Source organism: Streptomyces sp. NPDC048182, assembly GCF_043202555.1.
Lineage (GTDB): Bacteria > Actinomycetota > Actinomycetes > Streptomycetales > Streptomycetaceae > Streptomyces.
In genome coordinates this window covers 498,900-520,803 of sequence record NZ_JBIDAQ010000001.1, presented here as the reverse complement: position 1 = coordinate 520,803, position 21,904 = coordinate 498,900, and the positions used below count along the sequence as shown (strand labels likewise).

Below are 21,904 nucleotides of genomic sequence, written 5' to 3'. Positions count from 1 at the left end.
CTAAAGGACGGGTGTTCGGATGCCGAGAACCCCTGGTCCGAACGGGTGCGGCCAGGGGTTACGGCTGCGGTTATCGGAATTCCGTAACGATGACGGAGCGCCGAATCATTGGCCATAGATCAGGCGTCATTGGCCAGGGATCAGGAATCGTTGGCCAGGGGCCAGGAATCGTTGGCCAGAGATCGCGAATCATCGGCCGGAGATCGGGCCTCCGGGCCACTCGGCCGCCGCCGCGTCCCGGGCCTGCCCGCGCAGCGCCCGCGCCAGGTCGTCCCGCGCCTCCAGGACGAGGCGGCGCAGCGCGGGCGCCGCGTCCTCGTGGGCGGTCAGCCACGCGTCGGCCGCCGCGAGGGTCTCCTCGGAGTCCGCCAGGGCCGGGAAGAGGCCCCGCACCACGTCCATCCCGATCTGGATCGACCGCTCGGCCCACACCCGCTCGATCGCCGCGAAGTACTTCTCCGCGTACGGCGCGATCAGCTCGCGCTGCGCGGGCTGCGCGAAGCCGGCGATGGTCGCCTCCGCCAGGGCGTTGGACAGCGCGTCGGACTCCACGACCTGCGCCCACGCCTGCGCCTTGACGGCCGCCGAGGGGCGGGCGGCCAGGCAGCGCACCTGGTGCCGCTTGCCGGAGGCGGTGTCGTCGCGGGACAGCTCGGCGGCGAGGTCGCCCTCGCCGGCCCGGCCGTGCGCGGTCAGCGGCGCCAGGAACGCCCAGCGCAGCTCCTGGTCCACCGTCAGGCCCTCGACCTGCTCGGTGCCGTCGAGCAGCCCGCGCAGCAGCGCCAGCTCCGCCTCCCCGGCGGCGACCGAGGCGAGGAACCGGGCCCAGGCCAGCTGGTGCTCGCTGCCCGGCGCCGCCGCCCGCAGCTCGCGCAGCGCGCCCTCGGCGAGCAGCCGCCCGCCGGTCTCCCGCCAGTCGGCGGCGACGTAGTGCGTCAGCGCCGAGTCCGCCCAGGCGTGCAGCATCTGCAGGACGCCGATGTCGGACTCCCGACCGGCGAAGCGCAGCACCAGGCCGATGAACTCCCGGGCGGGCAGCAGCGCGTCCCGCGTCAGGTTCCACAGCGCCGACCAGCACAGGGCCCGGGCCAGCGGGTCGGTGAGGTCGCCGAGGGCGGCGCGCAGCGTGGCGAGGGAGGTCTCGTCGAAGCGGGTCTTGCAGTAGGTCAGGTCGTCGTCGTTGACCAGCACAAGGTCGGGCGCCTCGGCGCCGGCCAGCTTCCCGGCGACGGTGCGCGGCCCGGCCACGTCCAGCTCCTCGGCGGCGTACCGCTCCAGGGCCCCGCCCTGGTCACGCCGGTAGAGGCCGACCCGCACCCGGTGCGGGCGCAGCTCGGGGTGCGACTCGGCGGCCTCCTGCACCACGGCCAGCTCGTCGATCCGGCCCTCGGCGTCGAGGAGCACCTGCGGGGTGAGGGAGTTGACGCCGGCCGTCTGGAGCCAGGAGCGCGCCCAGCCGGCCATGTCCCGGCCGCTGGTCTCCGCCAGGACCGACAGCAGGTCGCCCAGGCGCGTGTTGCCGTAGGCGTGCCGCTTGAAGTAGCGGCGGGCGCCCTCCAGGAAGGCGTCCTCGCCGACGTAGGCGACGAGCTGCTTGAGCACCGAGGCGCCCTTGGCGTAGGTGATCCCGTCGAAGTTGAGCTTGGCGTCCTGGAGGTCGCGGATGTCGGCGGTGATCGGGTGGGTGGAGGGGAGCTGGTCGGCGCGGTAGGCCCACGCCTTGCGGCGGTTGGCGAAGGTGATCCAGGCGTCCTCGAAGCGGGTCGCGCCCACGCTGCCGTAGGTCCCCATGAAGTCCGCGAAGGACTCCTTCAGCCACAGGTCGTCCCACCACTCCATGGTGACCAGGTCGCCGAACCACATGTGCGCCATCTCGTGCAGGATCACGTTGGCGCGCGCCTCGTAGGACGCCCGGGTCACCTTGCCCCGGAAGATGAACTCCTCCCGGAAGGTCACCAGGCCCGGGTTCTCCATCGCGCCGAGGTTGTACTCGGGCACGAACGCCTGGTCGTACTTGCCGAAGGGGTACGGGTAGTCGAAGTGCTCGTGGAAGAAGTCCAGGCCCTGCTTGGTGATCAGGAAGACGTCGTCGGCGTCGAAGTGCGGGGCCAGGCCCTTGCGGCACATGGCGCCGAGCGGGATCTCCAGGCGGGTGCCGTCGGGCAGGACGCGCTCGTAGGAGTCGGTGACGTAGTGGTACGGGCCGGCGACGACGCAGGTGATGTACGTTGAGATCGGCCTGGTCTCCGCGAACCGCCACACCCCGTCGGCGTACTCCCCGGCGCCGTTGCTCCACACCCGCCACTCCTCCGGCGCCCGCACCTCGAAGCGGAACGGCGCCTTGAGGTCCGGCTGCTCGAAGTTGGCGAACACCCGGCGCGAGTCGGCCGGCTCGTACTGGGTGTACAGGTACACCTCGCCGTCCTCCGGGTCGACGAAGCGGTGCAGCCCCTCGCCGGTGCGGGAGTAGGCGCACTGGGCGTCCACCACCAGCTCGTTCTCGGTGGCCAGGTCCTCCAGGGCGATCCGGGAGCCGTCGAAGACCTCGCCCGGGTCGAGGTCGCGGCCGTTGAGGGACACCGCGGTCACGCTCGGCGCGATCAGGTCGGCGAAGCTGCTCGCGCCCGGCTCGCCGCACCGGAAGCGGATCGTGGTGACCGAGCGGAAGGTGCGCGGCCCCTCGCCCTCGGCCCCGCCGAGGGCCGAGCGCACGTCGAGGGACACCTCGTACCCGTCGACGGACAGCAGGGCGGCCCGCTCCCGGGCCTCGTCGCGGGACAGATTCTCACCGGGCACGTTCGGCACTCCCTCGCATGGCTGGTCACGCTGGCTGTCCGGCATCCGGACGCCACGATCCTGCCATGTGCCGCCGGGAGGCGTCGCGGGGGAATGGGCGGGGGCGACGGACGCGTTCTCCGCGTGAAGACTTGCTCGTGCCGTGCCACCTCCCGAGGAGAGACATGTCGGAGAAGACGCCCGTCGACTTCTGGTTCGACCCGCTGTGCCCGTGGGCCTGGATGACCTCCCGCTGGGTCCTGGAGGTCGAGAAGGTCCGGGACATCGAGGTCAGCTGGCACGTGATGAGCCTCGCCGTCCTCAACGAGGACCGGATCGACGAGCTGCCCGCGGAGTACCAGGAGATGCTGCGGACCAAGGCGTGGGGCCCGGTCCGCGTCGTCATCGCCGCCCAGCAGGAGCACGGCCCCGAGGTCCTCGGCGACCTCTACACCGCGCTCGGCACCCGCTTCCACAACCAGGGCGAGGGCCCGGAGAAGGAGGTCGTCGCCGCCGCCCTCAAGGACGTCGGCCTGCCCGAGTCCCTCCTGGAGCACTGGGACGGCACGCCCTACGAGCCGCAGCTGCGCGCCTCCCACCAGGAGGGCATCGACAAGGTCGGCCAGGAGGTCGGCACCCCGGTGATCGCCGTGCCCGGCGCCGACGGCGAGCAGATCGCCTTCTTCGGCCCGGTCGTCACCCCGGCCCCCAAGGGCGACGACGCGGCCCGCCTCTGGGACGGCACCCTGGCGGTCGCCTCGGTCCCCGGCTTCTACGAGCTGAAGCGCACCCGCACCAAGGGCCCGGACTTCAGCAACCTCTAGGCGTCCCGGGCACCTCGAACGGGGAGGGGGTCGTTCCGGGAACGATCCCCTCCCCGAAACCGGAACGATCCGCCGGCGGACCGGAGTCCGGCCGATGTGCCCGCGCGGAGGCGTCCCGCGTAGGAGCATGGGCCTGACAAGCCGGGTACGCCCGGCAACCACCGCTGGAGGCGAGCCCACCCCATGAGCACGCGCATCGACACCTCCGTGCCGCACTCGGCCCGGATCTGGAACTACTGGCTGGGCGGCAAGGACAACTACGCCGTGGACGAGGCGGCCGGCGACGCCTACACCGCCGTCTTCCCGGGCATCGTCACCATCGCCCGCGGCAGCCGGGCCTTCCTCGGCCGCAGCATCCGGTACCTGGTGCGGGAGGCGGGGGTGCGGCAGTTCCTGGACGTCGGTACGGGGCTGCCGACCGTGGACAACACCCACGAGGTCGCCCAGCGGCACGCCCCCGAGGCGCGGATCGTCTACGTCGACAACGACCCCCTGGTCCTCACCCACGCCCGCGCCCTGCTCACCTCCAGCCCACAGGGCGCCACCGCCTACGAGGACCTGAGCCTGGCGGAGCCGGAGCTGATCCTCCAGGCCGCCGCCCGCACCCTGGACCTGACCCGCCCCACCGCCCTCATCCTCAGCGGCATCCTCGGCCACGTCGCCGACCACGACCGGGCCGTCGACCTGGTCCGCCGCCTGCTGGCCGGCCTGCCCTCGGGCAGCTACCTGTGCGTCAACGACGGCTCCCGGGGCACCGACCCCGACTACGAGGCCGCCCAGGACGGCTACAACGAGACCGGCGCCGTGCCCTACTTCCTGCGGCCGGTGCCGGAGATCGAGGCGTACTTCGCGGGCCTGGAGCTGGTCGAGCCCGGCGTGGTCCCGGTCCCGCTCTGGCGCCCGGACCCCGCACCGGACGGCACGGAGCCCCGGCCCATCGGCCAGCACGGCGGTGTGGCCCGCAAGCCGTGAACGGGCGCCGGACACAGGAAGCCCCCGCGAGTCATGTCCTCGCGGGGGCTTCCCTCATTCCGCCCGCCGCCGTGAAGGGTGAGAAGACGATCACGAGGCGGGACGACCGGTGGGGCTCAGCGGGTCACGGAGCCAGCAGCAGGGTGTTGGTCCGCGACTTGGCGGCCTCGTAGCGCTTGGCCACGTCCTGCCAGTTGACGACGGCCCACATGGCCTCGATGAAGTCGACCTTCTGGTTCTTGTACTGCAGGTAGAAGGCGTGCTCCCAGGCGTCGAAGACCAGGATCGGGGTGGCGCCCTGGCCGACGTTGCCCTGGTGGTCGTAGACCTGCTCGACGATCAGCCGCCCGCTGAGCGGCTCGTAGGCGAGCACGCCCCAGCCGGAGCCCTGCGTGGTGGCGGCGGCCTTGGTGAGCTGCGCCTTGAACCCGGCGTACGAGCCGAACGACTCGGCGATCGCGTCGGCGAGATCCCCGACACCGTCCGCCGCCAGCGGCTCGCCGCCGCCGTCGCCGGTCATGTTGTGCCAGTAGATCGAGTGCAGGATGTGCCCGGAGAGGTGGAAGGCCAGGTTCTTCTCCAGGCCGTTGATCGAGCCCCAGGTCTCCTTGTCGCGAGCCTCGGCGAGCTGCTCCAGCGTGTCGTTGGCGCCCTTCACATAGGCCGCGTGGTGCTTGTCGTGGTGCAGCTCGATGATCTCGGGGCTGATCACGGGGGCCAGCGCCGAGTAGTCGTACGGCAGTTCCGGAAGCGTGTAGACGGACATGGCGGATCCCCTCCGACGTCTTATTGCACAAGCCTTGCAACTGCACGCTAGCAGCAGGAGGACGGGGCCGGGGCGCGGGGCACGCCGATCCGGCGTTTCACGACCCCGGGGACCAGGCGCGGGAGCACAGCACCAGGCGGTAGCCGTCCGGATCGGCGATGGTCACGCCGTGCTCGTCCCAGTACGGGTTGTGCGCCGGGACGCGGGTGCCGCCGGCCGCGAGCAGGCGCTCGATCAGGGACGGGTCCGCCGGTGCGCCGAGGTAGAGGACGAAGAGGTCGTCCACCGTCGGAGTCGGCTCCAGTGGCCGCTCCGGGTCGTGCGTCAGTTCGATGTGCCAGGCTGCGCCGGGCGGGCCGATCATCAGCAGGTCGTGCTCGCCGGGGACGCGCTCGGTCGTGCGCCACAGGACGGCCAGCCCGAGGCCGTCCACGTAGAAGCGCCCGGCGGCGGCGAGGTCGCGCGAGGGCCGGGCCATCCGGACCCGGAGCGCGGAATCGATCGCGTGGCTCATGTCGTGCCCTTTCCAGGCAGGCGGCAGGGGGATTGCACCGGTGGCACACCGGTGATCCTGCTGCGGCCCGGAGAGGCCATCAAGGCGCGACCGCGCAACGATCGTGAAGCCTCGCTCAACGACGCACGGGCTGCTCGGGGAGACCCTCCTGGGACGTGTCCTGTCGGCGCCGCCGCTGCCAGGCGTAGCCCAGCGCGGCCAGGACCACGGTCATCGCGCCCGTCGAATACAGCTGCACCCGCGTGCCCGGCTCCCGAGCCATCAGCACGAACACCGCCGCCATGCCCGCCAGGGCGACCCAGGTCAGCCACGGATGTCCCCACATCCGCACCGCCAGCCGCTCCGGCGCCTCCCGCTCGAGCCGCCCCCGCAGCCGCAACTGCGAGACGGCGATGAAGATCCAGACGACCAGGATCACCGCCCCGATCATGTTCAGCAGCCACGGGAAGACGTCGTCCGGCCGCCAGTAGCTCAGCAGCACGCACCCGAACCCGAACAGCGACGACACCAGCACCGCGACCCGCGGCACCCCGCCCGACACCCGCCCCAGCGCCCTCGGCCCCTGCCCCCGCTCGACCAGCGAGTACCCGATCCGCGAGGCCCCGTACACGTTGGCGTTCATCGCGCTGAGCAGTGCCACCAGCACGACCACGTTCATCAGCTGCCCGGCGCCCGGGATGCCCAGCGCGTCGAGCGTGGCGACGTACGGTCCCTTCGAGACCACCTCGGGGGAGTCCCAGGGCACCAGGGTCACGACGACCGCCATGGAGCCGACGTAGAACAGCGCGATCCGCCACATGGCCGTGCGCACCGCGCTCGCCACGCCCCGGACGGGGTCGTCGGACTCGGCCGCCGCGATGGTGACCGTCTCCAGGCCGCCGTAGGCGAAGACGGAGGCGAGCAGGCCGACCACCAGGCCCTCGCCGCCATTGGGCAGGAAGTCGGCCAGGTGGGAGCCGCCGGGGGAGTCGGTGCCCGGCAGCACGCCGGTGATCGCCAGCACGCCCAGCACCAGGAACAGCGAGATCGCGCCGACCTTGAGCGCCGCGAACCAGAACTCGAACTCGCCGAAGTTCTTCACGGCCGCGAGGTTGGCCCCGCAGAAGACCACCATGAACAGCGCCACCCACGCCCACGCGGGCGTGCCCGGCAGCCATCCCGTGACGATCTGCGCCGCGCCGATGCCCTCCAGGCCGACCGCCGTGCACAGCAGCACCCAGAACGCCCAGCCCGCCGTGAACCCGGCCCACGGCCCGATGGCCCGCTCGGCGTGCGCCGAGAAGGAGCCCGAGGACGGGTACGCCGCCGACATCTCGCCCAGCATCCGCATCACCAGCATCACCAGGAGGCCGGACAGGGCATAGGCGACGATGATCGACGGGCCGGCCGCGGCGATGCCGGCCCCGGAGCCGACGAACAGCCCGGCGCCGATCACCCCGCCCAGGGCGATCATCGACAGGTGGCGCTGCTTGAGGCCGTGGGTGAGGGCGGCGCCGTCCCGCTGCTGTTGCTGCGGCGTCGTCCCGGTCTGCGTACTGCTGGGCATGAAGCGGCTCGTCCGGTGCGATAGAGGGGTCAAATCGCCCCACAGTCTGGGCCGACCGTCCGCTCAGGCGACGCGCGTGCCCACTATCCGGACACCCGCCGCACGCAGCGTGGACCGCCGGTCACGCGAGCGCGGGGGCGTAGCGGCACGACGTGCTCGACGAAGGCTTCCAGGCCCGAGGGCAGCACGGCGGGCATGACCGGCAGCCCGACACCCAGCGGACGCCGCCCCGCCACGCCGGCGACCAGCAGCCGCGTCGCGTCCAGGCCGACCGGCACGTGCGGCCGGCCGACGCCGCCCGAGCGCAGCGGCGCGGGCGACTCCCGGAGCAGGCCGAGCCCGGCCAGCCGGGCGCAGTGGAAACGGCGTTGGGGGCATGGAGGACCGTCCTCGGAACCGGGGCCGACACGTCTCGGACTCGCGGTGGGGGAGGAGACTCGGCGCCACAAGGCCCGCCCCGCCTACCCCGGACGGCGACAGGTGGCCGTGCCCTGGCGCCGCAGGTCGACATAGCGACGCGACGTGAAGTTCCTGGCCTGGGTAACCATGCGCCCGAAGCCAGTGCACCGCCGCTCCCGCGCTGCCCGGACGGCGCCCGACGGGCGACCCGGCCGGCGGGGAACGGAGGACGTCGTTTGTCCGAAGGCCACGAACGCGTCGTTCCCCCCTTTGTCCAGGGCCGACGGTGTCCGCCGCGCGGGCGCTGGGATAGCGTCGCGCTGTCCCACCCCGTCCCGACCACCCCGCGGAGTCCCCATGAGCACCGCCACCGCCACCGCCCGCCCCGGTGCAGTCCTCGCCGACCTCCTGCCGGCCTCCCGCACCCGCGACGCCCTCCTCGTCCTCGGCGGCGCCGTGCTCACCGGCCTCGCGGCCCAGATCTCGGTGCCCGTGCCCGGCTCCCCGGTGCCGGTGACCGGCCAGACCTTCGCCGCGCTCCTGGTCGGCACCGCCCTCGGCGCGCGCCGAGGCGTCGCCTCCCTCGCGCTGTACGCGCTGGTCGGCATGGCGGGCGTGCCCTGGTTCGCGGAGGGCCGTTCCGGCGCCTCGATGCCCTCCCTCGGCTACGTCCTCGGCATGATCCTCGCCGCCGGCCTGGTCGGCGCCCTGGCCCGCCGCGGCGCCGACCGCTCGGTGTGGCGGACGGCCGGCACGATGCTGCTCGGCGAGGCCGTGATCTACGCCGTCGGCGTCCCCTACCTCGCGCTGTCCCTCGACCTCAGCGCCTCCGCCGCCATCGCCGCCGGCCTCACCCCGTTCCTGCTCGGCGACGCCCTGAAGGCTGCCCTGGCGATGGGCGCGCTGCCGTCCGCCTGGAAGCTGGTCGGCAAGAAGTAGCCACCGCACGCGAGAGGGGCCCGCCGGGTGGATCCGGCGGGCCCCTCTGTCATGTCGTACGCCGGGCGTCAGGCCCTGCGCCCCGCCGTGACCCGCTGCTTGACCACGGCCACGACCACCACGACCGCCGCCACGAGGAGCGACAGCAGCACCGTCGTCCGACCGTCGTGCTCGGTGTCGGTCAGCATGTAACCGAGCACGAAGACGATGACCGCGGCGGCGGCCCAGGTCAGGTACGGGTACAGCCACATCCGCACGACCAGCTTCTCCGGGGCCTCGGCCTGGATGATCTTCCGCATCCGCAGCTGCGAGAAGCAGATCACCAGCCACACGAACAGGGCGACCGCGCCCGAGGAGTTGACCAGGAAGAGGAAGACGGAGTCCGGGAACTCGTAATTGAAGAAGACGGCGACGAACCCGAACACCACCGAGACCAGGATCGCCGTGCGCGGCACGCCCCGCGCGGTGGTCCGGGCGAACGCCTTCGGCGCGTCCCCGCGCGCACCGAGCGAGAAGGCCATCCGGGAGGCCGTGTAGAGGCCGGAGTTGAGGCAGGACAGCACCGACGTCAGCACGATGACGTTCATGATCTGCCCGGCGTTGGCGATGCCGAGGGAGTCCAGGGCGGCGACGTAGGAGCCCTTGTCGACGATCGACTTGGAGTCCCAGGGCAGCAGGGCGACGACCACGAAGATCGAGCCCAGGTAGAAGACGGCGATGCGCCAGATGATGCTGTTGGTCGCCTTGGTGACCGCCTGCTGCGGGTCGGCGGACTCGCCGGCCGCGAGGGTGGGGATCTCGCTGCCCATGAAGGAGAAGACGACGAGCAGCACGCCGGTGAGGATGGCGCCCGGCCCGTTGGGCAGGAAGCCGCCGTGGTCGGTCAGGTTGGAGAGCCCGGCCTGGTCGGTGTCGGCGCCGGGCAGCACCCCGAACACCGCGAGGCCGCCGACCACGATGAAGGCGGCGATGGCGACGACCTTGATGCCGGCGAACCAGAACTCGAACTCGCCGTAGGAGCCCACCGAGACCAGGTTGGTGGCGGTCAGCACCAGCATCACGATCAGCGCCCAGCCCCACTGCGGCACGGCCGGTATCCAGCCCTCCAGGATCGTCGCGCCGGCGGTGGCCTCCACGGCCAGCACGACGACCCAGAAGAACCAGTAGAGCCAGCCGATGGAGAAGCCGGCCCAGGGGCCCAGCGCCCGGTCGGCGTGGGCGGAGAAGGAGCCGGAGGTCGGGTTGGCCGCGGACATCTCGCCGAGCATCCGCATCACCAGCACCACGAGGGCGCCGACGAGGGCGTAGGAGAGCAGGATGCCGGGTCCGGCGGTGGCGATGCCGGTGCTGGAGCCGACGAAGAGGCCGGCGCCGATCACACCGCCGATCGCGATCATCGACAGGTGCCGGTTCTTGAGTCCGGCCTGGAGTCCGGTCCCGGGATCGCCGGGGTTCTCGGGCTCCTTGCCGGGCTTCGCCAGGGTCGGCTGCGAAGTCATGGGGAGGTCTTCCTTTGCGCCGGTTGAGCACGGTCCCGTACGAGCGGTGTACGAGACGGACCAGTAAACGGAAGGCCAGGAGGTTGGGGAACCTTTGGTTTCCGTATCGTTACTTGAGGTTCACCTGAGCTTCTAGGATTTCGCCCACGAGTTTCGGGCCCGACACCCGAGGCTGCTGCCCCGTGCGGGGCGTGTCACACTCGACCTATGCGCGTGTATCTCGGCTCGGACCATGCGGGCTACGAACTCAAGAACCACCTCGTCGAGCAGCTCCGTGCGGCCGGCCACGACCCCGTCGACTGCGGCCCGCACGTCTACGACGCCCAGGACGACTACCCGCCCTTCTGCCTCCGGGCCGCCGAGCGCACCGTCGCCGACCCCGGCTCCCTCGGCATCGTGATCGGCGGCTCCGGCAACGGCGAGCAGATCGCCGCCAACAAGGTCAAGGGCGTACGCGCGGCCCTGGCCTGGAGCGAGGAGACGGCCGCGCTCGGCCGCCAGCACAACGACGCCAACGTCGTCGCGGTCGGCGCCCGCATGCACAGCCGGGAGGAGGCGGCGAAGTTCGTCGAGATCTTCCTCGGCACCCCGTTCTCCGGCGACGAGCGCCACATCCGCCGCATCGACATGCTGGCCGGCTACGAGACGACGGGCGACCTCCCGCCGATCCCGGCGCACCACCCGCAGCAGGAGCAGTGACCGCACCGCCCCGGGCCCTCCCCTTCGCCGGGAGGCCCGGGGCGGATGTGCGAGGAAGGAACTCCCGTGCCGGAAGGGCACACCATCCACCGGCTGGCCGGCGACTACGCCGCCGCCTTCGCCGGCGGCCCCGTGCGCGTCAGCAGCCCGCAGGGCAAGTTCAGCGACGCCGCCGCCCTGCTCGACGGCGCTGAGCTGACCGCCACCGACGCCCACGGCAAGCACCTCTTCCTCGGCTTCGGCGCCACCGGCTGGGTCCACATCCACCTCGGCCTGTTCGGCAAGGTCGCCCAGGGCCCGGAACCCGCGCCCCCGCCCACCGACACCGTCCGCCTGCGCCTGCGCGACGAGACGGCCTACGTGGACCTGCGCGGCCCCACCACCTGCGCCCTGATCACCGCGCCCGAGAAGGACGCGATACACGACCGCCTCGGCCCCGACCCGCTGCGCCCCGACGCCGACCCGGCCGCCGCGTACCGGCGTATCTCCCGCAGCCGCAGCTCCGTCGCCGCGCTGCTGATGGACCAAAAGGTCGTGGCCGGCGTCGGCAACGTCTACCGCGCCGAGGTCCTCTTCCGGCACGGCATCGACCCCTACCGCGCGGGCCGGGACCTCGCCCCCGCCGAGTGGGACGCGATCTGGCACGACCTGTGCGCGCTGATGCGCGAGGGCGTGCGCCTGGGCCGCATCGACACCGTCCGCCCCGAGCACACCCCCGAGGCGATGGGCCGCCCGCCCCGCGTCGACGACCACGGCGGCGAGGTCTACGTCTACCGCCGCACCGGCCTGCCCTGCCACCTATGCGGCGACCCCGTGCGCACCGCGGGCCTCGCCGCCCGCAACCTCTTCTGGTGCCCCACCTGCCAGCGGGCCTGAGGAGCCCGTCAACTCCCGTGCGCCGGACGGATCGTGGGCGGATTTCCGCCAGGCCCGGGCGCGTGGGCCGCCGGTGAAGTTCACTGTGGAGTCGAGCCTCGGACGGGGGACAAGCGGCACCTCCCGTACCCAGCGGCCGGTTCCACGGATAGGGTCCCGAACTGATGGCAGGACGACAGCGGCGCGCGGCGGCCGAGAGGTTCACGGCCCGGTGGAAGAAGCAGTGGCACCGGGCCCGCGTCGGCGTGCGCAGATCCGCCGTCGACTACTTCCGCGGCGGCGGCTCCGACTGGATCGCCCTGATCGGCCTGCTCCTTACCGTGCCCGTGATCACGGCGACCACGCTGATGAACTCCGTGTGGTGCTCGCCGGCCGCCCTGGTCCTGCCCATCGTCGCCGGCGGCCTGGTGCTGCGCCCGGCCAGCCTGCTCGGCCTGTACGCCGCGGCGGCCACCGCCCTGATCGTGGAGTCGGTCCGGCTCGGCCCGTACACCGAGGGCCCCTCCCGGGTCACCCCGGGCGTCGTCCTGGTCGTGGCGGCCTGCGGCTTCTTCGGGCTGCTGCTCGCCCAGTTCCGCAGCCGGGTCGGCGTGCCCTGGCGGCGCGGCGGCACCATGCTCTTCGACCTGCGCGAACGCATCCGCGTGCAGAGCAAGCTGCCCCAGCTGCCGCGCGGCTGGCACCGGGAGATGGCGCTGCGCCCGGCCGGCGGCCAGTCCTTCTCCGGTGACTTCGTGGTCGCCGCGCGCACCGGGGGCGGGCGCACACTGGAGGCCGTCCTCACCGACGTGTCCGGCAAGGGCATGGACGCCGGCTCGCGCGCGCTGCTGCTCTCCGGCGCCTTCGGGGGCCTGCTCGGCAGCCTGCCGCCGCACGCCTTCCTGCCGGCCGCCAATGGCTACCTGCTCCGCCAGGACTGGGACGAGGGCTTCGCGACCTCCATCCACCTCGTCCTCGACCTCGACTCCGGCGACTACGAGCTGTACTCCGCCGGCCACCCGCCCGGCCTCCAACTGCACGCCGGCACCGGCCGCTGGGAGGAGATGACCGCCGAGGGCCCGCTGCTCGGCGTCTACGACGGCGCCCAGTTCGACCCGGTGAAGGGCACGCTGCGCCCCGGCGACGTGCTGATGCTCTTCACCGACGGCCTGGTGGAGACCGCGGAGCGGGACATCGCCGAGGGCATCGACCGCCTCACCGGCGAGGCCGACCGCTATGTCGCCGGCGGCTTCCACGGCGCCGCCTGGCATCTCATCGAGGCGGTCGCCAAGGACGTCAACGACGACCGGGCCCTGCTGCTGATCTCCCGCGAGGGCCTCACCCCCGCCCGGCCCCGCACCCCGACGGAGGCGTGACGATGCTGTCCCTCACCGAGGTGGAGTCCCTCGCCCGCGCCGCGCACGCCGGGCAGACCGACAAGGCGGGCGAGCCGTACGCCGGCCACCTGCACGCCGTCGCCGAGGGCGTGCGCCGGCGCGGCGGGGACGCCGACCAGATCGCGGCGGCCTGGCTGCACGACGCCGTGGAGGACGACGCGCTGACCGAGCGGTGGCTGCGGGAGGCGGCGCTGAGCCGCCGTACGAAGGACATCGTCCTGGCTCTCACCAAGCGGCCCGGCGAGGCCCCCGAGGCGTACGCCGCCCGCATCCTGGCCACGCCGGGCGCCCGCCTGGTCAAGGAGGCCGACCTGGCGCACAACGCCGACCCGGCCCGCCTCGCCGTCCTCGACCCGGCGACGGGGGCCCGCCTGACCGCGAAGTACGCGCGCATGCGGGCCCTGCTCGGCCTCGACGGCCCCGACGCCGGCTAGGCGGAGACCCGCTCCTGCGCCGGCACCCGGGTGTCCGGCCCCTGCGCCGCGCTCGGCGGCCGGCGGTCGCGCGCGGCCTCGCCCGCGTCCTGCCGGAAGGCCCACTCCATCCGCGGCTCCACCACGAAGCGCAGGGCGCGCCGCACGGGCGGGGTGCACAGCAGCGTGACGGCGGTGGCGCCGGCCAGCGCGACCCCGATCTCGCCGAGCGGGGTGTCCAGGAAGGGCCGGTCGAAGAAGCCCGAGTAGATGCCCTCCTTCACCAGGAAGCCGTGCAGCAGGTAGCCGTAGATCGTGCCCGCGCCCAGCGCGGTGAACCACATGCGGCGGCCCGGCACCCAGGCGTAGAAGCAGGCGCTGAGCACCACCGAGCAGCCGAACAGCGCGAGCGTGAGGACCGGCCCGGTCCACCAGGGGGAGCCGGTCGACTGCGCGGGGACGTTGCGGTAGAACCAGTCGTTGGTCATCCGCGGCACCGACCACCAGGCCACCGCCACCGCGAGCGCCGCGACGGGCACGGAGGCGATCCGCACCGCGCGGCGCCGCACCAGGGCGAAGTGCTCCGGCCGCAGGCACAGGCCGAGGACGAAGCACGGCAGGAACTGCAGCACCCGCTGCATGTTCAGGTCGTCGGCGATGGTCGGCGTCATGGAGGCGAGCGCCGCGATGACCAGGGCGACCGGCAGCGGCCACCGGAGCGTGCGCCAGATCGGGGTGGTCAGCCGCCACACGAACAGCGCGCACAGGAACCACAGCAGATAGGTCGGGTCCAGCAGGCTGATGTCGTGACCGGGATCACCGCCGAGGAGCCGCCAGTGCATGGAATAGGCGAACTCGAAGACGACATACGGCACGACCACGCCGGTGATCAGCCGCTTGACGCGCTTCGGGCTCAGATCGAAACTGCGCGAGAAATAACCGGAGATGATGATGAACGCCGGCATGTGGAAGGTGTAGACAAACCGGTAGAGCGTCTCCACGGTCCGGTTGCCGTCCAGTATCTGACCCCAGGCGTGGCCCACTCCGACCAGCACGATGGCCAGGTACTTGGCATTGTCGAAGAAGGCGTCGCGCCGGGGGGCGGACGTGGCAGCGTTGGACATCTGAAGCACCCTAGCCTCGCCCTCGCTCATCCGTAAAACGCCCTGCGCACAACATGTGTGGGTAGTGAAACGAAGTGCTCGAATTACCCTGCGAGTGGTAACTCGAATTCCTGTGCGCCGCCTGTGCGCCCGCCCGCCGCGGGCATCCCGCCGACCGGCTCCGGCCAGACGATCGGTCACCACCCGCATGAGCGGCACCAGTTGGTGGCACGATGGTTCTGGCGGGGGTGTCGGCTGCACCTCCGGGCCGGGAGAGCGGACCGACCTAGGGTGTGATCAGTTGTGGCCATTTCACTGTCCGTGGTGCTGCTGTTGGGGATCATCCTGGTGGTGCTGCTCCGGGGCGGCTCGATCAAGCCGGGCCCGGCCCTCGTCGCGGTCCTCTTCGGCTTTTTCCTGGCCTCCACGGGCATGGCCGACGACATCCAGCGCTTCCTGGACTCGATAGCCGACATGATCAACTCGATCCGGTTCTAGGGGGCGTCCCACCAGTGATCACTCTGACCGCGGTCGGCGGCGTGGCCCTCGTCGAGCTGGGCATGGCCCTGACCCCGGGCCCGAACATGATCCACCTCGCCTCGCGGGCGATCACGCAGGGCCGCAGGGCCGGCCTGGTCAGCCTCGGCGGGACCGCCGTGGGATTCCTCTGCTACCTGCTGGCCGCCGCCGCGGGCCTGTCCGCCCTGTTCGCCGCCGTGCCGGTGGCGTATCTGGTGGTCAAGCTCGTGGGCGCCGCCTACCTGGCCTACCTCGCCTGGGGCATGCTCAGGCCCGGCGGCCGTTCGCCCTTCGCCCCGGCCGGCGACCTGCCCCCGCTCTCCGACGCCCGCCTCTTCGCGACGGGGCTGCTGACCAACCTGCTCAACCCCAAGATCGCGCTGCTCTACGCCGCCCTGCTGCCCCAGTTCCTGGACCCGCACGCGGGCCCGGCCTGGGCGCAACTGCTCCAGCTCGGCGGCGTGCAGATCGTCGTGGGCGTCGCCGTCAACGGCCTCGTCATGCTCTCCGCGGCCCGGGTGTCGGGCTTCCTGGCCGCCCGCCCGCGCGCCATGGCCACCCAGCGCTACGCCGCCGGCGGCCTGCTCGGCGTCTTCGCCGTGCGCACCGCCCTGTCCCGCGGACCCGCCGCCACCTGAGCCGACAGGCCCCCGGAAAGCACTCAGGGCCAGGCGGGAGGAACATCCTCCGACCTGGCCCCGCGTCGCGTGGAGCGGGCGACGGGAATCGAACCCGCGTAGCTAGTTTGGAAGACTAGGGCTCTACCATTGAGCTACGCCCGCACGGCGTGCCCCGCGCACGGACGGCGCGGCACTCAGGCATCCTAGCGGGTCCGACCCGCTCGCCGCACACCACGGGCCCGGGCCCCCGGCGGCATGTACCCTACGTCTCGCACCAGACGGGGTGTGGCGCAGCTTGGTAGCGCGTCCGCTTTGGGAGCGGAAGGCCGTGGGTTCAAATCCCGCCACCCCGACCACGCGCCGAGCCGCCGTGCCGACGACCTCGCGTGATCGCCTTTTGGGCGGCCGAGTCGCTGCCGTTACTATGCAAGCTGCGCGCCCGTGTGTCTCAGCTCAGCAGTCTCCGGGCGGCGAAATCCGCCGGACGCCCCACTGGCGTTCCGGCAGAACCCAAGCAGTCAGCCACAAGGAGACCGAACCGTGAAGAGCGCCGTGGAGACCCTGAACCCGACCCGGGTTCGGCTCACTGTCGAGGTGCCCTTCGAGGAGCTCAAGGACAGCCTCGACGCGGCGTACAAGAAGATCAACCAGCAGGTCACGGTGAAGGGCTTCCGCAAGGGCAAGATCCCGGCCCGCGTCATCGACCAGCGGTTCGGCCGCGGTGCGGTCCTGGAGGAGGCGGTCAACGACGCGCTTCCGAAGTTCTACACCGACGCGGTCAACGAGGCCGAGCTGAACCCGCTGGGCCAGCCCGAGGTCGACATCACGGAGCTGAAGGACGGCGAGACGCTGAACTTCACCGCCGAGGTCGACATCCGCCCGGCCATCGAGATCCCGGACTACTCCGGCATCGAGGTCGAGGTCGACGCCGTCGAGGTCAGCGACGAGGACGTGGAGAAGTCGGTCGAGCAGCTGCGCGAGCGCTTCGCCTCCACCTCCCCGGTCGAGCGCGCCGCCGCCGAGGGCGACGTCGTCACCCTCGACCTGAAGGCCAAGGTCGACGGCGAGGTCCTGGAGGACGGCGTCGCCGACGGCGTCTCCTACACCATCGGCTCGGGCGAGCTGCTCGACGGCATCGACGAGGCCGTCACCGGCCTGGAGGCCGGCGCCGAGGCCACCTTCGCCTCCGAGCTGAAGGGCGGCTCCGCGGCGGGCAAGGAGGCCGAGGTCACCGTCAAGGTCACCCAGGTCGCGGCCCGCGAGCTGCCCGAGCTGGACGACGACTTCGCCCAGCTGGCGTCGGAGTTCGACACGCTGGAGGAGCTGCGCGCCGACAGCCGCAAGCGCCTCGCCGACATGAAGCAGTACGACCAGGCCACCCAGGCCCAGGAGCGCGTCCTGGACAAGCTCCTGGAGCTGGTCGAGGTGCCCGTCCCCGAGAAGCTCCTCGAGGACGAGGTCAACACCCGCAAGCACAACCTGGAGCACCACCAGCTCGGCCAGATGGGCCTCGACCTCGACAAGTACCTGGAGATCCAGGGCAAGACCGCCGAGGAGTTCGACACCGAGACCCGCGAGGCCGCGGTCAAGGGCATCAAGACCCAGTTCGTCCTCGACGAGCTGGTCAAGCGGGAGAACCTCAACGTGAGCCAGGAGGAGCTGACCGAGCACCTCATGCGCCGCGCCGCCTCCTCCGGCATGTCCCCCGACCAGTTCGCCCAGGCCGTCGTCGAGCAGGGCCAGGTCCCGCTCCTCGTCGGCGAGGTCGCCCGCGGCAAGGCCCTGGCCGTCGTGGTCGAGTCCGCCACGGTGAAGGACACCAACGGCGAGGTCGTCGACCTGGACGACGAGGACGAGGAGACGGAGGAGGCCACGGAGGCCCCCGCCGCCGACGCCGCCGAGGAGAAGACCGAGGGCTGATCCCCTCTGTCGGTCATTGAACGGGCCCGTGGACTCTGTCCGGGGGCCCGTTCGCGTACCCAAGGGGCGCGGGGAACTGCGCGACCAGCCACACACAACCCGCACCTTCCCACCGGACCACTACGCCCCCGGCGAACACCAGGGGAACCGGGATGGCTCCGCAGGGCCACCGCGTTAGGGTCCATGAATACGAGGGCAAGGGAGCCCCGAACCCCGCTTCAAGCCCCGCAGGGAAACGCAGGGAAACGTGAGACGGCCCGGCGCCGTCGTAAGACGAGCAGGTGGATACGTGACGAATCTGATGCCCTCCGCCGCCGGCGAGCCCTCCATCGGTGGTGGCCTCGGCGACCAGGTCTACAACCGGCTGCTCGGCGAGCGGATCATCTTCCTCGGCCAGCCGGTCGACGACGACATCGCCAACAAGATCACCGCACAGCTGCTGCTCCTTGCCGCCGACCCGGACAAGGACATCTTCCTGTACATCAACAGCCCCGGCGGCTCGATCACGGCCGGCATGGCGATCTACGACACGATGCAGTTCATCAAGAACGACGTCGTGACGATCGTGATGGGCCTGGCCGCCTCGATGGGACAGTTCCTGCTCAGCGCGGGCACCCCCGGCAAGCGCTTCGCGCTGCCGAACGCCGAGATCCTGATCCACCAGCCCTCCGCCGGCCTCGCCGGCTCCGCGTCGGACATCAAGATCCACGCCGAGCGGCTGCTGCACACCAAGAAGCGCATGGCGGAGCTGACCAGCCAGCACACCGGCCAGTCGGTCGAGCAGATCACCCGCGACTCGGACCGCGACCGCTGGTTCGACGCCTTCGAGGCCAAGGAGTACGGCCTCATCGACGACGTGATCCCGACGGCCGCCGGCATGCCGGGCGGCGGCGGCACGGGCGCCTGAGCAGCCCCTTCAGCCCCGAGCCGACCGCCCCAGCCCCCTTCAGGCTTTCCAGGAGACACTGTGAACGACTTCCCCGGCAGCGGCCTCCAGGGCCGCTACACCGGCCCCTCCGCCGAGTCCCGCTACATCATCCCGCGCTTCGTGGAGCGCACCTCGCAGGGCGTGCGCGAGTACGACCCGTACGCGAAGCTCTTCGAGGAGCGGGTGATCTTCCTCGGCGTGCAGATCGACGACGCGTCCGCCAACGACGTCATGGCGCAGCTGCTGTGCCTGGAGTCGATCGACCCGGACCGGGACATCTCGATCTACATCAACAGCCCGGGCGGCTCCTTCACCGCGCTCACGGCGATCTACGACACGATGCAGTACGTGAAGCCGGACATCCAGACGGTCTGCATGGGCCAGGCCGCCTCCGCCGCGGCCGTGCTGCTCGCCGCCGGCACCCCGGGCAAGCGCATGGCGCTGCCCAACGCCCGTGTGCTGATCCACCAGCCCTACAGCGAGACCGGCCGCGGCCAGGTCTCCGACCTGGAGATCGCCGCCAACGAGATCCTGCGGATGCGCTCGCAGCTGGAGGAGATGCTGGCCAAGCACTCCACCACGCCGATGGAGAAGATCCGCGAGGACATCGAGCGCGACAAGATCCTCACGGCCGAGGACGCACTGGCGTACGGCCTGGTCGACCAGATCATCACCACCCGGAAGATGGACAACTCCTCCCTGCGCTGACTCGGAGGCTGTAACGTCTGCCGCCCTTGGCATGGTTTGGCGCGGTTCACGACAAAGCGAACCGTGCCAAGGGGGGCCCGGACGGGGTGCCCGGCAAGGTACCGTCGACATAAGGCAGCACCAGGAGCCGTTGGACCCGTAGGCGTCCAGTCGTCTCCCAGGCGAAGGGGAAGCACACCGTGGCACGCATCGGTGACGGCGGCGATCTGCTCAAGTGCTCGTTCTGCGGCAAGAGCCAGAAGCAGGTCAAGAAGCTCATCGCAGGGCCCGGTGTCTACATCTGCGACGAGTGCATCGACCTCTGCAACGAGATCATCGAGGAGGAGCTGGCCGAGACCAGCGAGGTGCGCTGGGAGGAGCTGCCCAAGCCCCGCGAGATCTACGAGTTCCTCGAGGGGTACGTGGTCGGCCAGGAGGCCGCCAAGAAGGCCCTCTCCGTCGCGGTGTACAACCACTACAAGCGCGTCCAGGCCGGCGAGAACGGCGGCGCTCAAGGGCGCGACGACGCCATCGAGTTGGCCAAGTCCAACATCCTGCTCCTCGGCCCCACCGGCTCCGGCAAGACTCTCCTCGCGCAGACCCTGGCCCGGATGCTCAACGTGCCGTTCGCCATCGCGGACGCCACCGCGCTCACCGAGGCCGGCTATGTCGGCGAGGACGTCGAGAACATCCTGCTCAAGCTGATCCAGGCCGCCGACTACGACGTCAAGAAGGCCGAGACCGGGATCATCTACATCGACGAGATCGACAAGGTCGCCCGCAAGAGCGAGAACCCGTCGATCACGCGCGACGTCAGCGGCGAGGGCGTGCAGCAGGCGCTGCTGAAGATCCTGGAGGGCACCACCGCCTCGGTGCCGCCGCAGGGCGGACGCAAGCACCCGCACCAGGAGTTCATCCAGATCGACACGACGAACGTGCTGTTCATCGTGGGCGGTGCCTTCGCCGGTCTGGAGAAGATCATCGAGGGCCGGGCGGGCGCCAAGGGCATCGGCTTCGGCGCGACGATCCGCTCCAAGCGGGAGCGCGAGTCGCAGGACCAGTTCCAGCAGGTCATGCCGGAGGACCTGGTCAAGTTCGGGATGATCCCGGAGTTCATCGGCCGGCTCCCCGTCATCACCTCCGTGCACAACCTCGACCGCGAGGCGCTCCTCCAGATCCTGGTCGAGCCGCGCAACGCGCTGGTGAAGCAGTACGAGCGCCTCTTCGAACTCGACGGCGTCGAGCTGGACTTCGAGCGCGAGGCCCTGGAGGCCATCGCCGACCAGGCCATCCTGCGCCAGACCGGCGCGCGAGGGCTGCGCGCCATCATGGAGGAAGTGCTCCAGGGCGTGATGTACGAGGTCCCGTCCCGCAAGGACGTGGCCCGCGTGGTCATCACGGCCGACGTGGTTCTCTCCAACGTCAACCCGACCCTGATCCCGAGGGATTCGCGGGGGCGGGGTCCGGGCGAGCAGAAGTCGGCGTAGCCGTACGGCAGTAGACGTGAGCGAAGGGCCCCGGTCCGAACGACCGGGGCCCTTCGGCTGTCCGCGGGCGTCAGAGCTTGACGCGGACTTCCTTGCGGAGCTTGGCCGTCAGCTCGGCGGCCGCCGCGGGGTCGGGCTTCTTGCCCGCAGCCACGTCGAGGTAGTTGATCGGCATGGCGAACCCGATCGTGCTGTGGTCGGCCCAGACGCAGTAGGTCATCTTCATCGACTTGGGCTCGTTCTCACCGCCGTCGGAGTTGTCGATCGTGGCCTCCTGGCACTTGAAGACGGCCCCGTCCCCGTCGGCGGGCTGGTACGTCTTCGCCTCGCCGTTGAGAGTGACGTCCTCGTCGCTGTCGCCGCTCTCCTTGTTCATCTTCGCGAGCAGACCGTCGATCGTCTTCTCGGGGTCGTCGATCGTGCCGTAGACGCCGCCGTAGGAGAGGATCTTCCCGGCCAGCGGGTTCTCCTTGTTCTGCACCTGGTAGGAGGCGTTGACGTCCTTGGGGTTCTTCACCCCCCACTTCTCGGCGTCCTTCAGGTCGTTCGCCGTCATGCCGTCGGACCCGTCGCCGGACTTCTTGTACTCCGTGAGTACCGTCTCCGGCGTCGTCAGCTTGTGCGGGCCGTCGTCGGCGAGGTCACCCGAGCCGCCGCCGCTGCCGCCCACCACGAAGTACACGCCCACGCCGATCGCGGCGACCACCGCGACCGCGCCGATGATGAGCCCCGTCTTCTTCTTGCCGCCACCCGACGAGGGCGGGGGAGGAGGTGTGCCGTAAGGCTGCTGGCCGTACGGGCCGGGCTGCTGCGGGGGGACGCCGGGCTGGCCCTGCTGCGGGTAGCCGTAGCCCGGCTGCTGGGGCTGCTGCTGGGGGTAGCCGTAGCCGGGCTGGGGGGCCTGCGGCGGCTGCTGGCCGTACGGGCCCGGCTGGCCGTACGGTCCGGGCTGCTGTGGCTGCCCGCCGTACGGGCCCGGCTGGTTGTAGCTCATTACTGGGTTCCCCTCCACCTGCTTATGTCGTGTTCACATCCTGACGCA

20 protein-coding genes, 2 tRNA genes and 1 pseudogene are annotated in these 21,904 nt (G+C 71.3%); 14 read left to right on the top strand and 9 right to left on the bottom strand.

Features of this window, described 5'->3' with window-relative positions:
* Positions 1 to 189 precede the first annotated feature (189 nt).
* Positions 190 to 2,796, bottom strand: coding sequence for an aminopeptidase N (pepN, locus tag ACGFZL_RS02490; RefSeq protein WP_393688467.1), 2,607 nt, complete (start codon positions 2,794 to 2,796; stop codon positions 190 to 192).
* Between the two features lie 164 nt (positions 2,797 to 2,960).
* Here pepN and ACGFZL_RS02485 point away from each other — a divergent pair, with 164 nt between their 5' ends.
* A complete protein-coding gene (locus ACGFZL_RS02485) occupies positions 2,961 to 3,599 on the top strand; it encodes a DsbA family protein (RefSeq protein WP_393688465.1) in 639 nt (212 codons plus the stop codon).
* A gap of 183 nt (positions 3,600 to 3,782) precedes the next feature.
* Complete coding sequence (locus tag ACGFZL_RS02480; RefSeq protein ID WP_393688463.1) at positions 3,783 to 4,571, top strand: SAM-dependent methyltransferase; 789 nt, start codon at positions 3,783 to 3,785, stop codon at positions 4,569 to 4,571.
* Between the two features lie 124 nt (positions 4,572 to 4,695).
* Here ACGFZL_RS02480 and ACGFZL_RS02475 read toward each other — a convergent pair whose 3' ends face one another.
* From ACGFZL_RS02475 to ACGFZL_RS02460, 4 genes and pseudogenes are all read right to left on the bottom strand, one after another.
* Positions 4,696 to 5,337, bottom strand: coding sequence for a superoxide dismutase (locus ACGFZL_RS02475; RefSeq protein WP_355165949.1), 642 nt, complete (start codon positions 5,335 to 5,337; stop codon positions 4,696 to 4,698).
* A gap of 97 nt (positions 5,338 to 5,434) precedes the next feature.
* Positions 5,435 to 5,851 carry a VOC family protein gene (locus tag ACGFZL_RS02470; RefSeq protein ID WP_393688460.1) on the bottom strand — a complete coding sequence of 139 codons (417 nt, stop codon included), beginning with the start codon at positions 5,849 to 5,851 and terminating at the stop codon, positions 5,435 to 5,437.
* Between the two features lie 115 nt (positions 5,852 to 5,966).
* Positions 5,967 to 7,397, bottom strand: a complete 1,431-nt coding sequence (locus tag ACGFZL_RS02465) for an amino acid permease (RefSeq protein WP_393688458.1) — start codon at positions 7,395 to 7,397, stop codon at positions 5,967 to 5,969.
* Between the two features lie 233 nt (positions 7,398 to 7,630).
* A pseudogene (locus tag ACGFZL_RS02460) lies at positions 7,631 to 7,756 on the bottom strand (sugar kinase); the annotation flags it as partial.
* Between the two features lie 397 nt (positions 7,757 to 8,153).
* Between ACGFZL_RS02460 and ACGFZL_RS02455 the strand changes: the two are divergent.
* On the top strand, positions 8,154 to 8,735 hold the full coding sequence (locus tag ACGFZL_RS02455; protein ID WP_393688456.1) for a biotin transporter BioY: 582 nt from the start codon (positions 8,154 to 8,156) through the stop codon (positions 8,733 to 8,735).
* Positions 8,736 to 8,803: 68 nt separating this feature from the next.
* Here ACGFZL_RS02455 and ACGFZL_RS02450 read toward each other — a convergent pair whose 3' ends face one another.
* Positions 8,804 to 10,234 (bottom strand): amino acid permease, encoded by a 1,431-nt coding sequence (locus ACGFZL_RS02450; RefSeq protein ID WP_355165957.1) that lies wholly within the window; start codon positions 10,232 to 10,234, stop codon positions 8,804 to 8,806.
* A 207-nt stretch (positions 10,235 to 10,441) separates the two neighbouring features.
* On the opposite strand from ACGFZL_RS02450, the gene ACGFZL_RS02445 reads away from it, so the two are divergent.
* From ACGFZL_RS02445 to ACGFZL_RS02430, 4 genes are all read left to right on the top strand, one after another.
* Complete coding sequence (locus ACGFZL_RS02445; RefSeq protein WP_355165959.1) at positions 10,442 to 10,933, top strand: ribose-5-phosphate isomerase; 492 nt, start codon at positions 10,442 to 10,444, stop codon at positions 10,931 to 10,933.
* A 66-nt stretch (positions 10,934 to 10,999) separates the two neighbouring features.
* Positions 11,000 to 11,809, top strand: a complete 810-nt coding sequence (locus tag ACGFZL_RS02440) for an Fpg/Nei family DNA glycosylase (protein WP_393688453.1) — start codon at positions 11,000 to 11,002, stop codon at positions 11,807 to 11,809.
* A gap of 161 nt (positions 11,810 to 11,970) precedes the next feature.
* Positions 11,971 to 13,164: a PP2C family protein-serine/threonine phosphatase gene (locus tag ACGFZL_RS02435; protein WP_355167145.1), complete on the top strand. Its 1,194-nt coding sequence runs from the start codon at positions 11,971 to 11,973 to the stop codon at positions 13,162 to 13,164.
* A gap of 2 nt (positions 13,165 to 13,166) precedes the next feature.
* Positions 13,167 to 13,619, top strand: a complete 453-nt coding sequence (locus ACGFZL_RS02430; RefSeq protein ID WP_393688666.1) for an HD domain-containing protein — start codon at positions 13,167 to 13,169, stop codon at positions 13,617 to 13,619.
* On the opposite strand, the gene ACGFZL_RS02425 is transcribed toward ACGFZL_RS02430, so the two are convergent.
* The gene (locus ACGFZL_RS02425; RefSeq protein ID WP_393688451.1) at positions 13,616 to 14,722 is read right to left on the bottom strand and encodes an acyltransferase family protein; all 1,107 of its coding nucleotides are present in this window, start codon (positions 14,720 to 14,722) and stop codon (positions 13,616 to 13,618) included. The two genes, ACGFZL_RS02430 and ACGFZL_RS02425, sit on opposite strands and share 4 nt — an antisense overlap.
* Before the next feature lie 282 nt (positions 14,723 to 15,004).
* Between ACGFZL_RS02425 and ACGFZL_RS02420 the strand changes: the two genes are divergently transcribed.
* Positions 15,005 to 15,199: a hypothetical protein gene (locus tag ACGFZL_RS02420; RefSeq protein ID WP_393688449.1), complete on the top strand. Its 195-nt coding sequence runs from the start codon at positions 15,005 to 15,007 to the stop codon at positions 15,197 to 15,199.
* A 14-nt stretch (positions 15,200 to 15,213) separates the two neighbouring features.
* On the top strand, positions 15,214 to 15,858 hold the full coding sequence (locus tag ACGFZL_RS02415) for a LysE family translocator (protein ID WP_393688447.1): 645 nt from the start codon (positions 15,214 to 15,216) through the stop codon (positions 15,856 to 15,858).
* Between the two features lie 70 nt (positions 15,859 to 15,928).
* Here ACGFZL_RS02415 and ACGFZL_RS02410 read toward each other — a convergent pair.
* Positions 15,929 to 16,002 (bottom strand) — tRNA-Gly (locus ACGFZL_RS02410).
* Positions 16,003 to 16,119: 117 nt separating this feature from the next.
* On the opposite strand from ACGFZL_RS02410, the gene ACGFZL_RS02405 reads away from it, so the two are divergent.
* From ACGFZL_RS02405 to clpX, 5 genes are all read left to right on the top strand, one after another.
* Positions 16,120 to 16,196: transfer RNA gene (locus ACGFZL_RS02405), tRNA-Pro, on the top strand.
* Positions 16,197 to 16,380: 184 nt separating this feature from the next.
* Positions 16,381 to 17,760: a trigger factor gene (gene tig / locus ACGFZL_RS02400; protein WP_393688445.1), complete on the top strand. Its 1,380-nt coding sequence runs from the start codon at positions 16,381 to 16,383 to the stop codon at positions 17,758 to 17,760.
* Positions 17,761 to 18,061: 301 nt separating this feature from the next.
* Positions 18,062 to 18,667, top strand: a complete 606-nt coding sequence (locus ACGFZL_RS02395; RefSeq protein ID WP_393688664.1) for an ATP-dependent Clp protease proteolytic subunit — start codon at positions 18,062 to 18,064, stop codon at positions 18,665 to 18,667.
* A 60-nt stretch (positions 18,668 to 18,727) separates the two neighbouring features.
* The gene (locus ACGFZL_RS02390; protein WP_393688443.1) at positions 18,728 to 19,396 is read left to right on the top strand and encodes an ATP-dependent Clp protease proteolytic subunit; all 669 of its coding nucleotides are present in this window, start codon (positions 18,728 to 18,730) and stop codon (positions 19,394 to 19,396) included.
* A 179-nt stretch (positions 19,397 to 19,575) separates the two neighbouring features.
* Positions 19,576 to 20,862 (top strand): ATP-dependent Clp protease ATP-binding subunit ClpX, encoded by a 1,287-nt coding sequence (gene clpX, locus ACGFZL_RS02385; protein ID WP_355165973.1) that lies wholly within the window; start codon positions 19,576 to 19,578, stop codon positions 20,860 to 20,862.
* A gap of 70 nt (positions 20,863 to 20,932) precedes the next feature.
* Here clpX and ACGFZL_RS02380 read toward each other — a convergent pair whose 3' ends face one another.
* The gene (locus ACGFZL_RS02380) at positions 20,933 to 21,856 is read right to left on the bottom strand and encodes a hypothetical protein (RefSeq protein ID WP_393688441.1); all 924 of its coding nucleotides are present in this window, start codon (positions 21,854 to 21,856) and stop codon (positions 20,933 to 20,935) included.
* Between the last annotated feature and the right edge of the window lie 48 nt (positions 21,857 to 21,904).

Bases quoted from the DNA above. Each gene is read 5' to 3' on its own strand.
- ACGFZL_RS02380 (WP_393688441.1), bottom strand. From the start codon at position 21,856: ATGAGCTACAACCAGCCGGGCCCGTACGGCGGGCAGCCACAGCAGCCC.
- ACGFZL_RS02475 (WP_355165949.1), bottom strand. From the start codon at position 5,337: ATGTCCGTCTACACGCTTCCGGAACTGCCGTACGACTACTCGGCGCTG.
- ACGFZL_RS02470 (WP_393688460.1), bottom strand. From the start codon at position 5,851: ATGAGCCACGCGATCGATTCCGCGCTCCGGGTCCGGATGGCCCGGCCC.
- ACGFZL_RS02430 (WP_393688666.1), top strand. From the start codon at position 13,167: ATGCTGTCCCTCACCGAGGTGGAGTCCCTCGCCCGCGCCGCGCACGCC.
- ACGFZL_RS02425 (WP_393688451.1), bottom strand. From the start codon at position 14,722: ATGTCCAACGCTGCCACGTCCGCCCCCCGGCGCGACGCCTTCTTCGAC.
- ACGFZL_RS02485 (WP_393688465.1), top strand. From the start codon at position 2,961: ATGTCGGAGAAGACGCCCGTCGACTTCTGGTTCGACCCGCTGTGCCCG.
- ACGFZL_RS02445 (WP_355165959.1), top strand. From the start codon at position 10,442: ATGCGCGTGTATCTCGGCTCGGACCATGCGGGCTACGAACTCAAGAAC.
- ACGFZL_RS02450 (WP_355165957.1), bottom strand. From the start codon at position 10,234: ATGACTTCGCAGCCGACCCTGGCGAAGCCCGGCAAGGAGCCCGAGAAC.
- ACGFZL_RS02465 (WP_393688458.1), bottom strand. From the start codon at position 7,397: ATGCCCAGCAGTACGCAGACCGGGACGACGCCGCAGCAACAGCAGCGG.
- ACGFZL_RS02455 (WP_393688456.1), top strand. From the start codon at position 8,154: ATGAGCACCGCCACCGCCACCGCCCGCCCCGGTGCAGTCCTCGCCGAC.
- ACGFZL_RS02480 (WP_393688463.1), top strand. From the start codon at position 3,783: ATGAGCACGCGCATCGACACCTCCGTGCCGCACTCGGCCCGGATCTGG.
- ACGFZL_RS02395 (WP_393688664.1), top strand. From the start codon at position 18,062: ATGCCCTCCGCCGCCGGCGAGCCCTCCATCGGTGGTGGCCTCGGCGAC.